We start from the raw sequence: 12,363 nt of genomic DNA, 5'->3' as shown, positions 1-12,363 counted from the left end.
GTGAACCACGCCACTCTCAAGGGATCCTGTCACCGCTTACCGGTTTCCCGGGCCTCGGCGACGGATAACAAGCTTACAAGCCCAACCCGCTAGACGCAAATCAAACCAGAGAGACACCCACCACACCCCACCCAAACACCCCAAAAACCAAACAAAACCAAAGAAAACAGCACAGAAAATCAGGCAAAAATCCCTAACTACGCCGATATCCCGCCATTGGCCTATTCGTCCACCTTCTACAGAAGTGGCGGCGCTACCACCACCGGTAACGCCGCCACTACCTAGCCCACCGCGCGTGCGAGAGCCGTTCTTTACATCGCTATTTACTCCGTAACACGGATAACCGCGAGGTTTTTCTTACCCTTGCGCAGCACCACGACGCCCCCGGGAAGAACATCGTCGGCGCTGAGCACGTCAGCCTCTCCAACTTTGCGATTGTTGATATTCAGGCCGCCGGATTTCGCGGTACGCCGCGCGGCGCCCAGGCCCCGTTCCTGGCCCGTGGCCACGAAGAGCTCCGGAATCGGAGTTCCCACGGGCGCCGTCGCCTGCGGCAGCTCCGCTACGGCGTCGCGCAAGGTATCGGCATCCAAAGCTGCCAAACCGTCGCCACCGAAGAGCGCGCGCGAAGCATTGTCCACCCGTTCGGCAATATCCGCACCGTGCACCCAGGCCGTCACGTCCTGAGCAAGCACGCGTTGTGCCCGCCGTTCCTGGGGACGCTCCGCCACCGCGGTAGCCAGCTCCTCGATTTCTTCCCGAGTCCGGAAAGTAAAGACCTTGAGCATATGCACCACGTCTTCGTCGGCGGTATTGAGCCAGAACTGGAAGAACTTGTAGGGGCTAAGCATCTCGGGGTTGAGCCATACGGCTCCGCCTTCGGATTTCCCAAACTTTGTGCCATCCGACTTGGTGATCAACGGATTCGTGAGCACGTGCACCGATTCGCCCGTCACCTTGCGGATGAGGTCCATACCGCCCACAAGATTGCCCCACTGGTCGTTCCCGCCCACCTCCAAGGTGCAACCGTAACGGGTGAACAGCTCAAGGTAATCATTGGCCTGGAGAACCTGGTAGGAAAACTCGGCGTAGGAAATACCCTCATCCGATTCCAGGCGCCGCGCCACAATGTCCTTGGAGAGCATCGTCCCAAGCCGGAAATGTTTACCCAGGTCACGCAGGAAATCAATCGCGGAAAGCTGCCCGGTCCAATCGAGGTTATTGACGAGCCGAGCCGGGTTATCACCCTCGAAATCCAGTAGACCGCGCAGCTGCCCGGCCAGAGATTCCACCCACTGAGCAACGGTGTCACGTGGATTAAGCGTGCGTTCTGTTGAGGGACGCGGATCCCCGATGAGCCCGGTCGCCCCACCCACGAGCACTAGTGGATGGTGTCCGGCCAGCTGGAGGTGCCGCATCAGCTTCACCGCGACAAGGTGACCGTGGTGCAGCGAAGCCGCCGTCGGATCAAAACCGCAATAGAAGGTGACCGGACCGGAGTTCAGCGCGCTACGCAGCGCGTCAATATCCGTATGCTGGGCGATCAGCCCCCGCCATTCCAGTTCCTCAAGAACGTCCTTCACGTCTCGTGTCCTTCCGTTGTACTTCGCGCGCCACGGGCCTTTCCGTAACGTCACGTCCGGACGTTATCACGCCCGGTTTATTCCTGCCACTATCTCTTTTTACGACGACGCCGCACCGGTCGCGCTGCGGGCAAAGCCCTCCGCGCGCCCGATGAATTCCCGCGCAGTGGCCAACTGCTCCGCAACACGCTCCGGTGCGGTGCCCCCCACCCCGCGCCGAGCCCCCACAGAGGCGGCCACCGTGAGCACATCCCGAACATCCGGAGTGAGCCGCGCGTCGATGGAGCGCAGCTCGTCGTCGTTCATATCCCATAATTCGATGCCGCGCTCTTCACAGAAGGCGACCGCGCGACCCGAAATTTCATGCGCGTCCCGGAAAGGTACCCCGCCGCGCACCAACCACTCGGCGATATCGGTGGCAAGGGAGAATCCCTGGGGTGCCAGCTCGGCCATGCGCTCGTAGTTAAGCACCATGGTCTCTACCATGCCCGCCACTGCCGGGAGGAGGAGGTCAAGGGTATCGATGGCGTCGAAAACCGGTTCTTTATCCTCTTGTAGATCTCGGTTATAGGCGAGCGGGAGCCCCTTGAGGGTAGCTAGTAATCCGGCCAGATCACCGATGAGGCGCCCGCTCTTGCCGCGGGTCAATTCGGCTACGTCCGGGTTCTTTTTCTGCGGCATAATCGAGGATCCGGTCGCGTAGGCATCATCAAGAGTGACGAAGCGGAATTCGCGGGTATTCCACAGGATAATTTCTTCGGAAAGCCGCGAGAGATCCACCCCGATCTGGGCGCAGATATAGCTGAATTCGGCAACCAGGTCCCGTGCTGCGGTGGCATCAATGGAATTGTGTTCGGGGGCGTTAAAGCCTAGTTCTCTCGCGATTGCCGCAGCGTCCAGCCCCAGGGTATTCCCCGCCAGCGCCCCGGCACCGTAGGGCGAATACGCGGCCCGTTTATCCCAATCCTGCCAGCGCCCGATATCGCGCAATAGCGGCCAGACATGGGCGAGCAGATGGTGGGCTACCAGCACCGGCTGGGCATGCTGGAGGTGGGTACGCCCGGGCATAACCGCATCGCCGGCGCGTTCGGCCTGCGAAACGAGCGCCCGCACCACCGTCAGCAGTTTTTCGCTCAGGTATCGCGCCGCGTCGCGCAGGTACATGCGGATAAGCGTGGCGATTTGATCATTGCGCGAGCGTCCAGCCCGAAGCTTCCCTCCCAGCTCGGCCCCGGCTTCGGCCAGCAGGGCACGTTCCAGCGCGGTATGCACATCTTCGTCATCGGGGGAAGGCGTGAGTTCCCCACTGGCCACCCGCTGCCCGAGCGTATCCAGCGCGGCCAGCATCGCGGCGAGCTCGGAATCGTCCAAGAGTCCTGCCCCGGCCAACGCCCGGGCGTGGGCGTGGCTCCCGGCCAGATCGTAGGGTGCCAGGCGCCAGTCAATATGGGTCGAGCGTGAAAGTTCGGTCAGGGCGTCAGCGCTGGAACCGCTGAAGCGCCCGCCCCAGAGGGCAAGATGTTCAGTCATTGCACTATTCTAAACACGCTCACTTTCGGGCGGGAAGTTCCGCTACTCCCCCGCGGGAAATTGGGTGCCCTCTCGCCGGTATTCCACTATTCTTCCGCGGGAAGTGCCACGTCAAATCCCTGCGCGCCGATGGCGGCCAATAACCGCCCGCGCCGCGCCACCGAACCGCTCAGCCGGGTAGGCACGTAATCGGTGAAGGGGCCGACCGGCTTTCCGTAGCGGATATCCACCCAAGGCGCGATGGCGGCGTCGTACTCGCGCAGCGATTCCACCGCGGATTCCGGTTCCTGGTAACGGTCAGTGAAAACGCGCAGCTCGGCATCCATGCGGGGCTTGAGCGCCGGGATGCGTTCCGGATCGGGATAACCCATGATGAGGCCAATAACCGGGAACGTGAGTTCGGGCAATTCGAGCACCTGGCAGATGCGTTCGGCGTCGTTCAAAATAGAACCGAGGTACGTGGTACCCAAACCGTGGCTTTCCGCCGCCACCACGGTGTTCTGCGCCGCGATCATGCAATCCGCAACCGCGGCGTTAAAGGCGTCATAGCTGCGGGCCCCGGCACCCTCACCACCCTGCTCCTGGCACACGCGCCAGGCACGGCGCGTATCCGCCACGAAAATCCACAGTTCAGGTGCCTGCGCCACGTAGGCCTGGGTGCAGACTTCTGCGATGGCCTGGCGACGGGCTGGATCCTGCACTCGAATAATGCTTGCGTATTGCATGCCCTGCGAGGTGGCGGCGTGCAGCGCGGCCTTGACCAGGGTGGCGGTAAGTTCCTCCCCGAGCGGCCGGCCATCAAAATCACGAATGGTGCGGTGGTTGAGCTGAGTGCGCAGCGTGGCAGCCGCGGCAGTATCAGCGAGGCGCATATCTTCTGAAGTCTTGTGTGAAGTATCCATACGGGTATTCTCCCACGCTTGGGCCACGGCGCAAGATTCGTCACAGCTGGCATTGCCAGGGAATGCTGCTATGCTGGCACCCGTACCGGGACTGCTGTCTCTGCTCGCTCGCCTCAGTGCGGGCTCTTTTTGTGCATGCGGCCGGGTGTTCGGCTACCTGCCGGCCCCGCCGCTCACCTTTGTACACCACAGCATCGCAGAGTTACCGGAGCTAGGTTGCGCTCGTCTCACGGCTATATCTATGCCGCCAGCGTGCGCGTTGTTGTGAAGGATGGAATGGAAAATACGCGTTATTTCACGATTCCGGGTTCGGACCGAACGTATGACCGCAATAAGCTCCTTGTGGTGCTCATCGTTGCGCTTGTCATGTCGCTTATCCAGGTCAGCTCGGTTAATAATCTGCTTCCCATTATCGAAACGGGCCTGAATGCCGGGCGCGGTGATATTCAGTGGGTGCTCTCCGGATATTCCCTAGCTTTCGGGCTGCTCCTGGTTCCCGCGGGGCGCCTGGGCGATATCTTCGGACGCTCCTCGCTGTGGATGATCGGGATGGCGGTGTTTACGCTCGGTTCGCTACTGTGCGGGGTGGCCAGCGACGCGTTTATCCTCAATATCGCGCGCGCCCTCCAGGGCATCGGGTCGGGGATTTTCTCACCCCAGGTCACCGGCATGATCATGCAGTATTTCGACGGTCACGCCCGCGCTAAAGCCTTCGCCTATATGGGCCTGGCCATTTCCGCCTCGGTCGCCGTGGGGCCGCTACTCTCGGGGAGCCTCGTGCAGATCTTCGGGCCCGTGGGGTGGCGGTGGTCCTTTATTCTCAACGTTCCGCTCGGTTTGCTTGGTTTGGGGCTGGGTATTTTCTTGCTGCCCTTCCTCAAAGAACGGCGCGCTATTGGCGACGACGCCGCTAAAATCGATGCCGCTTACCGGGCAGAAATGGAACGTCGGGGCCAACCGGTTGGCCGCCGGCGCGGGCATCGCCTCGACCTTGACCCGGTGGGGATGACCCTGCTGGCTCTCGCGGTGCTCTGCCTCATGCTGCCCTTCATGTCCCACTTCGCCTGGCGCTGGGTGCTGCTGGGCGGCGGGGCCCTCCTCGGGCTGGCCTGGGTGCTCTGGGAGCATTCTTATGCGAAACGGGGACGGATTCCCATGGTCAATCTGCGCCTCTTCCGCATCGAATCCTTCAGTTTCTGCACCTCCATTACCGCCATCCAGTTCCTGGGAACAACATCTGTTTTCGTGGTGCTGGCGATGTATCTCCAGCAGGGCATGGGATTCAATGCTTTGCAGGCCGGGCTCCTCGGCTTGCCCAACGCGATTGCCTCGGCCTACGCCTCGGTGTGGGCAGGGCGCTACGCGGTGGCGTGGGGTCGGCATATCCAGGCGGGCGCTTTCGCGCTCGCGCTGGTATCGCTCGCTTCGAGTATTCCGCTGGCCGCCGGAATTGCCTATTCGGGGTGGAGTCCGTGGTGGCTTTCCCTCCCCATCTGCGTTTTCGGCTTCGGTATTGGCGTCATTGGTTCGGCCAATCAGACCCAGGCAATGATTGACGTTCCGCCCGCCCACGGCGGTACCGCGGGCGGGGTGCAGCAAACCAGTCAGCGCATTACCACCGCTATCGGCAATGCGATGGTGACCGCGATTCTCTTCGCCTTCGTCAACGAGGGAACCCCGCGCGGGGCCGGTGCCTGGTTCACCGGTTACGCGGCTTCCATGGGGACGATCTGCTTTATCGTGGCACTTGCTCTCACTGTCTCGATTATTTTCATGCGCCGGCCCGCTTCGCCCGCGATGCTGCGCGCCCGCGAAGCGAAGTAACGCATCATCAAGCACCGAAGTAAAAACGGGGCCGAGGTCGTGACGACCTCGGCCCCGTTCTAGATACAGCCGCGCGGGCGCACCGCGCTAGTTCAGTCGCGCGGGCGGGATAGCCACCCCGCGCCCGAAGGTAACATCGCGGGCGGCGGCAAGTTTCGCGGGCAGCCCGGTCAATTCGATGAAGCCCTTCGCGTGCGACTGGTCGAAGGAATCACCGGCATCGTAGGTAGCCAAGTTGAAATCGTAAAGCGATGCCTCCGAGCGCCGCCCGGTCACGGTAGCGCGCCCACCATGCATAACCATACGAATATCACCGGAGACATAGCGCTGGGTATCTTCGATATAGGCGTCAAGGGAGCGCTTGAGCGGGGAGAACCACTGGCCTTCGTATACGATATCCGCCCAGCGGTCCGCGACGGTGCGCTTGAAGCGCGCCTGCTCGCGATCCATCGTCACGTTCTCGAGTTCCTTATGCGCGGTGAGCAGCGCCATGGCACCCGGTGCCTCGTAAATCTCGCGGGACTTAATGCCAACATAGCGGTCTTCCACTACGTCGATCCGGCCAATCCCCTGCTTTCCAGCTCGCGTATTGAGTTGTTCAATAGCTTGCAACGGAGTGACGGCTTCGCCGTCGATCTTGACCGGAATACCACCCTCAAAGGTGATGATCACTTCATCGGGCAACGGCGGGTAGGTCGGATCATCCGTGTAGGTATACACATCCTTCGTGGGTGCATTCCACAGATCTTCGAGATACCCGGTTTCAATGGCACGCCCCCACACATTCTGGTCAATGGAGAAGGGATTATGGTGAGTCGTTTCAATGGGCAAATTATGCTTATTGGCGTAATCAATAGCGAATTCGCGGGTGAGCGCGAGATCTCGCACCGGGGAGAGGCACGCCAGATCCGGCCCCAATTGGGTAATACCGTTTTCGAAACGAACCTGGTCATTACCTTTTCCGGTACATCCGTGCGCCACCGTGTTCGCCCCGAATTGCCGAGCCGCAGCCACCAGGTGCTTGACGATAACCGGGCGGGAAATAGCGGAAATAAGCGGGTAGGCGTCCATGTAGAGCGCTCCGGCTTTGAGGGCCGGCATGCAGTATTCACTGGCGAATTCATCGCGGGCATCGGCGATATAGGCCTCCACGGCCCCGCAATCGAGGGCGCGCTGGCGAATGGTCTCCAGATCCTCACCGCCCTGGCCTACGTCCACGGCAACGGTGATCACTTCAGCTCCGGTTCGCTCCCCGATCCAGCCGATCGCCACCGAGGTGTCCAGTCCGCCCGAATAGGCGAGAACTACCCGCTCCTTCGCCATTATTACTCCTTTTTCTCCCCCATTGAGAGGAGGTGTTGCCTGATCTCTACCGCGCGTTCTTCACTGCGGGCAATGACCAGCACGGTGTCGTCTCCGGCAACGCACCCGAGCACGCCGTCCAAGCGCGCCCGATCGATCCCGGCGGCGAGTAGCTGCGCGGCCCCGGGCGGGGTGCGCAGCACGATCTGGTTGAGGGCGCATTCGGCGCTGAGCAGTATTTCACGAGCCCACCGCGCCAGGCGCTCCCCGGTATCCATCGTCTGGTCAGCGATGCGATATGCCATCGATCCGTCCACCCGGATCTTCACGGCCCCCAAATCGTCTAAATCACGGGAGAGCGTGGCCTGGGTGACATCCACCCCGGCACGTATGAGATACTCCCGTAATTCATTTTGGGAACCGATGAGATGAGCTTCCAGAATCGAGGCGATAAGCCCTTGGCGGGCGGTGCGACTCGAAGGAATTCCGGCGGTCACAATGATCCTTTCGCATCACCGGGAACACGAACCGACGGCCCGCGCTCCCTTGCATTATAATCATACGCGCTGATGCAATTTTTTGCATTACACGCGGCGGGTGCCGGCCCGAGTCAGGCAGACACCCGCATTAATGATGCCACGGCGCGCGCAAAGTCTCGGTAGCGTTCCATTTCCGTGCGGAAGGGTGCAAGTACGGTATCGCGCACCTCCGTATCGATAGCGCCGCGCGCCCGGGTGGTCACCTGACGTTGAACGCGTTGCGCTCCGTGCGTGCGTGCAGCCCGCGCGCTCATACTTACGACGACGCCGCATACGGCGCCGGCCACCACGCACATCAGGCTGGCCCGGCGCAGCCCCAGCGGGAGGGCTACTCCCCCGGCTTCGGTGATGATCCCAGCACCAATTCCCAGTGCGCCCAGCACCAGAGCGGCAAAAGCCAGCCACTGGAGGGTAGCTGCGACGCCCCACCAGCGCGGCCGGTGCCAAGCCTGGCTTTCCCACGCGATAATCCGCGCGACGCTATCGGCAAGCCGCGCGGCTTGCCGGGAAGTTTCATCGCGCACCGCCCCGCGCCAGGAACGCGGGAGGAATCGGGCGGCCTGCGCGATGAATTCGCCCAGCGCCACCCGAGTTTTTTCTACGGTTCCGGAACTAGCCACTGCGTCAGAGCTATCTGGCAAATATGAACGAGCTCCCGCATCGGACATAACACCCCTCCCCCATCCGCGCAGCAGCGGCCAGGCAGTCGCGCGCCGGGCGGCCCTGCGGTAGTTGTCCGCGGCACCCCGGGCTGCCGAACTCAGGCCGCCGGCCCGAGCCAGCCCGGTAACAAGGTCATCCACCCCGGCAATATCGGTGAGGTCACGCGGATATCCGCCTTGGTCAACGAGGTTCTCCGTGAGCGCCGCGCCCACGGTCCGCACATCCGCGGCGAGTTTTTCCGCCGCGGCTCTCTTCCCCGCGGCGATTTCCACGAGCGCTCCGCGAATTTCTTCAACTCCCACCCCGGTGAGTGCAGAGGCCGCCACGATATCCGCACTCACGCCTTCGGCGGCGAGAATACGCCCCAGATCAGCCACAATAGCTTCTTCATCAGCAGCGCTGAGGCGATCAATCTGATTGATAACGATGAGGAGAGAAGAATGATATTCACCCATTGCTGCCAAGAAATCTTCGTGAACCACAGCATCGGCGTATTTTTGCGGGTCGAGCACCCAGATAACCACATCGGCCCGCGCGATAATGCGCTCGGCCTGGGCGCGGTGAGTATCCGCCGTCGAATCAATATCCGGCAGGTCCACGAGCACCAGATTGGCGGTGGTATCGGGAGCTAGCTGCAGCAGCACTTTACGTTCGCGCACCCCGAGCCAATCGAGAACGTCAGAGGCGTGGCGCCCCGAGACCCCCAGGGGTGCGCGGGTAGCCGGCCGAGTGGCGGCCACCCCGGCCACCTCCTGCCCCACAATGGCATTGAGCAGGGATGACTTGCCCGAACCGGTGGCTCCTGCCAGAGCCACCACGGTGCGTTCGGTTCCTACCAGGCCGCGCTGGCGCGCCCGGGCTAGCACATCACGGGCCTGGCCGCGCACTGCCCCATCAAGGTAGTCGCCGCCCAGGTCGAGGGCCTGCTCCAGGTTCTTTAATCCAGTGGGAAGATCCATCCGCGCCTCCCTTCCGCGCTGCGCATCGCTTCATCCAGCTCACTCAGAGCACCCTTACTGATTCCCAAACGCGCGATTTCCTCTCGGTAGGGTGCGGCGGTGGCCGCGAAGAACTCCGCGGTGCGCCCGAGGAGATCCTCGGTGGCGGTAGCGGCCATGCGGCGAACAGCGTCGTCGCCGAAAATAGCTTCCAAAACGCGCTGCGCCACCACGGCCGTTCCCCCGGCGATAGCTACTTCCCCGCCGGTGAGGCCGGCGGAGTGGGCAAAGACAACGAGCATGAGCGCGACGCCCACCGCATTAATACCGAGCGAAACAACGCGTGCGGTGAACTGCTTGCCGCGCCCCTGCTCGCCGAGCATATCCGTGAGAGCACGGCGCCAATCGTGAACCAGGGCTCCGGCAGCGTCCCGGCGAGCCGCGCTATCGCGCTGGGAGCCCGCTTCCGCACTCCGAGACTCAACCGCGAGGACTATTCCCGCACCGGCTGCGCTGCGCTCCAATTCGGTGGTGAGGCAAGCGGCCAGACTGGCATCCGCGGTGAGGAGCATATCGGTGAGGGAATCTTCGATGGCCTCCCCCACGGAGTCCTCGCTCGCATTCCCGCCAGCGGTTCGCCGCCAGCTCAGCCGGTCACGCCACCGCGTGACGCCTGCTTGCAGCGCGCGTGCCCACTGCCCGCTGCCAAGCATCTCATGCCAGCGGCGCAGCACTTCCCCGCGCAACACGGTGCCATCCGCGATGCCGGATTCTATACTGACACGTGCATCTTTCAGCGCAGCACTGACAGCTGCGTCTAAACGTTCGACTTCCTCGATCTGTTCCAGATAGGAATAGCGAGCCTGGGCGCAGGTATCGGCCAGGCTACCGAGCGCCCCGGTCAGAGTTTGGCGCGCTACCGAGACGCGCGAACGTTCATCGCGGGAGAGCCCGGCGAGCCATTCGCGCAGCGGAGCCACGTCGGCCTCCGGAATGCCCGGCGCTCCCGGGTACTCGGTTATGACAAAGAGCGGAGCGCTTCCCAAGCCGCGTTCCTCAAGCCTGCGGATCAGATCGGGCCGAATCGCCGCGGCATCCCCAACCGGCACCCTGTTGAGAACAACCGCAATGACGATATTGCGCTCGGCTGCTTCATCAAGAAGAGCCCAGGGAATCGCATCTGAATAGCGCGCGGCAGTAGTAACGAAAACCCACACGTCGGCCCCTTGGAGAAGCTGGCCGGCCAGCCTGCGGTTGCCTCCCTCGACCGAGTCAATATCCGGAGAATCCACGAGGGCCAGTCCCCGCGGGACACGAGGTGATTCCACCAAGCGGATTTCGCCGCTCGCCTCCGCTGCGCCGGCGCCGGCATCGGAACGTTCGTGCGCCTGACCTGCACCGGCGCCGCTCAGGCGCGCCAGCCCGGGGAAAATACGGTCGCCGGAAAACCACGCTTCCTCCCCGGGAGCATGGGCGAGCACCGGGATCCTGGTAGTGGGGCGCAGTGCGGAAGACGGCGTGACCGAGGCACCCACGAGGGCGTTCACCAGGGCAGATTTACCCGAACCCGTAGACCCGCCCACCACGGCCACCAGCGGCGCGTCCAGGGAGCGCAGGCGCGGGAGCACGTAGTCATCAAGCTGGTGGAGGCTGTCGGTGCGGGCATCGCGCCCGTCTACCGCACCCGGGGTGGGCAGCGGGAATCTCAGGTTGCCTAGCGCCTGGCGTACCCGCTCGAGGGAAGACAGGCGACTCACGGCATAATCACCCGCGGGTAGCGATCTTCTTCCGGCGGAGTCCAGGTATCCGGATCGGCGGGGACCTGGGTGCCCGAGCGCACATCACGGACCTGCTCGCCTTCCGCCGTCGTAAACCATACGAAAGGAATGCCGCGCTTATCGGCCGCCTTGATCTGCTTACCGAACTTCGTGGCATTGTGTGACACGTCCGCGGGAATACCGCGCGAACGCAACCGCGCCGCGATGGTGGAGGCGTGGTGCCGTTCCGATTCGGCATTGACCGCCACGTACACGGCCGTGGGAACCTTGCGGCTGGCGCGGAGCAGATCCTGGTGCAGGAAACGCGCGAGCAGGCGCGAGACCCCGATGGACAGGCCCACGCCCGGATAGCTGCGGTTACCAGCCGTCGCCAGGTTATCGTAGCGCCCGCCCGAGCATACCGAACCGAGGTCTTCGTGCCCTTCCACCGTCGATTCGAAAACGGAACCGGTGTAGTAGTCCAGGCCGCGCGCAATAGACAGATCCGCGCTGACCGAACCGGGTATAAGAGAGTTCGCTTCGGTTACGAGTGTTGCTAGTTCTTCCAGACCTTCGTCCAAAAGCGACGACGACGCACCGAGCGCGCGGACTTTGTCAACGAAAGAGGCATCTTCGGTTGTGATGCCCGCCAAACTCAAGGCGAGTTGCGCCTGCTGTGCGCTTGCTCCCACGTGTTCGGAGAGCAGCTCGGTCACCACCCCGGGGCCGACTTTGTCGAGCTTATCTAGGATTCGCAGGGTTTCCTCGGTATTCTCCAGCCCGATCGCTTCGTAGAAGCCCTGGGCGAGTTTACGGTTCGAGGCGCGCACCCGCACCCGCGGGATGGGAAGCTTGCTCAGCGCGTCAACCATGACGAGAGGCAGCTCAATATCGTGGTGGAAGGCGAGGGCATCCTGGCCGACCACATCAACATCGGCCTGGTAAAACTCCCGGAAGCGCCCGTCCTGGGGGCGTTCGCCGCGCCAGACCTTTTGGATTTGGTAGCGCTTGAAGGGGAAATCAAGTTTTCCGGCGTTCTCCAGCACGTAGCGGGCCAGCGGCACAGTGAGATCGAAGTGCAGACCGAGGCCGGAATCCTGGCCTTCCTCCCCCTGGAGGCGGCGCAGCACATAGACTTCTTTGGAAGTTTCGCCTTTGCGCAGCAGCTGATCCATAGGTTCGACGGCGCGAGTTTCCACTCCTGAAAAACCGTGGAGTTCAAAGGTGGAGCGCAGGGTGTCAAGAACTTTCTGTTCCACAATACGGGCTTGCGGGAGCCATTCGGGGAAACCGGAGATCGGCGCAATTTTCATAGGTACTATTCT

Annotated in this window: 9 protein-coding genes; 1 reads left to right on the top strand and 8 read right to left on the bottom strand. The window is 62.5% G+C overall.

Annotated elements, in window-relative coordinates; all coding sequences use genetic code 11:
• Positions 1-323 precede the first annotated feature (323 nt).
• The 3 genes from tyrS to DDD64_RS02305 all read right to left on the bottom strand — a co-directional run bounded on the left by tyrS (position 324) and on the right by DDD64_RS02305 (position 4,015).
• A complete protein-coding gene (gene tyrS / locus DDD64_RS02315; RefSeq protein WP_126134844.1) occupies positions 324-1,583 on the bottom strand; it encodes a tyrosine--tRNA ligase in 1,260 nt (419 codons plus the stop codon).
• 99 nt (positions 1,584-1,682) lie between these two features.
• Positions 1,683-3,113, bottom strand: coding sequence for an argininosuccinate lyase (gene argH / locus DDD64_RS02310; protein ID WP_126134843.1), 1,431 nt, complete (start codon positions 3,111-3,113; stop codon positions 1,683-1,685).
• An 86-nt stretch (positions 3,114-3,199) separates the two neighbouring features.
• Positions 3,200-4,015, bottom strand: coding sequence for a nitroreductase family protein (locus DDD64_RS02305; protein ID WP_126134842.1), 816 nt, complete (start codon positions 4,013-4,015; stop codon positions 3,200-3,202).
• Positions 4,016-4,291: 276 nt separating this feature from the next.
• Between DDD64_RS02305 and DDD64_RS02300 the strand changes: the two genes are divergently transcribed.
• Entirely contained in the window at positions 4,292-5,839 is a 1,548-nt protein-coding gene (locus tag DDD64_RS02300) for an MFS transporter (RefSeq protein WP_241227342.1), read from the top strand.
• An 87-nt stretch (positions 5,840-5,926) separates the two neighbouring features.
• On the opposite strand, the gene DDD64_RS02295 is transcribed toward DDD64_RS02300, so the two are convergent.
• The 5 genes from DDD64_RS02295 to hisS all read right to left on the bottom strand — a co-directional run bounded on the left by DDD64_RS02295 (position 5,927) and on the right by hisS (position 12,351).
• Complete coding sequence (locus DDD64_RS02295; protein WP_126134840.1) at positions 5,927-7,162, bottom strand: argininosuccinate synthase; 1,236 nt, start codon at positions 7,160-7,162, stop codon at positions 5,927-5,929.
• A gap of 2 nt (positions 7,163-7,164) precedes the next feature.
• Positions 7,165-7,638, bottom strand: coding sequence for an arginine repressor (locus tag DDD64_RS02290; RefSeq protein WP_126134839.1), 474 nt, complete (start codon positions 7,636-7,638; stop codon positions 7,165-7,167).
• 113 nt (positions 7,639-7,751) lie between these two features.
• Positions 7,752-9,302 carry a dynamin family protein gene (locus DDD64_RS02285; protein ID WP_126134838.1) on the bottom strand — a complete coding sequence of 517 codons (1,551 nt, stop codon included), beginning with the start codon at positions 9,300-9,302 and terminating at the stop codon, positions 7,752-7,754.
• Complete coding sequence (locus DDD64_RS02280) at positions 9,281-11,038, bottom strand: dynamin family protein (protein ID WP_126134837.1); 1,758 nt, start codon at positions 11,036-11,038, stop codon at positions 9,281-9,283. Before DDD64_RS02280 ends, DDD64_RS02285 begins: the two co-directional genes overlap by 22 nt.
• Positions 11,035-12,351, bottom strand: coding sequence for a histidine--tRNA ligase (gene hisS, locus DDD64_RS02275; protein ID WP_126134836.1), 1,317 nt, complete (start codon positions 12,349-12,351; stop codon positions 11,035-11,037). The genes DDD64_RS02280 and hisS overlap by 4 nt, the downstream gene beginning before the upstream one ends.
• Positions 12,352-12,363 lie beyond the last annotated feature (12 nt).

The organism is Actinotignum sanguinis (assembly GCF_003957255.1).
In the GTDB taxonomy this organism is placed as follows: domain Bacteria; phylum Actinomycetota; class Actinomycetes; order Actinomycetales; family Actinomycetaceae; genus Actinotignum; species Actinotignum sanguinis.
Note: the sequence above shows the minus strand (reverse complement) of the source record. Positions and strands in the feature narration are given on the sequence as shown.

What these genes read in the sequence shown, in the direction of transcription:
- hisS (WP_126134836.1), bottom strand. Translation starts at nt 12,351, where the DNA reads ATGAAAATTGCGCCGATCTCCGGTTTCCCCGAATGGCTCCCGCAAGCC.
- DDD64_RS02300 (WP_241227342.1), top strand. Translation starts at nt 4,292, where the DNA reads ATGGAAAATACGCGTTATTTCACGATTCCGGGTTCGGACCGAACGTAT.
- DDD64_RS02285 (WP_126134838.1), bottom strand. Translation starts at nt 9,302, where the DNA reads ATGGATCTTCCCACTGGATTAAAGAACCTGGAGCAGGCCCTCGACCTG.
- argH (WP_126134843.1), bottom strand. Translation starts at nt 3,113, where the DNA reads ATGACTGAACATCTTGCCCTCTGGGGCGGGCGCTTCAGCGGTTCCAGC.
- DDD64_RS02305 (WP_126134842.1), bottom strand. Translation starts at nt 4,015, where the DNA reads ATGGATACTTCACACAAGACTTCAGAAGATATGCGCCTCGCTGATACT.
- DDD64_RS02295 (WP_126134840.1), bottom strand. Translation starts at nt 7,162, where the DNA reads ATGGCGAAGGAGCGGGTAGTTCTCGCCTATTCGGGCGGACTGGACACC.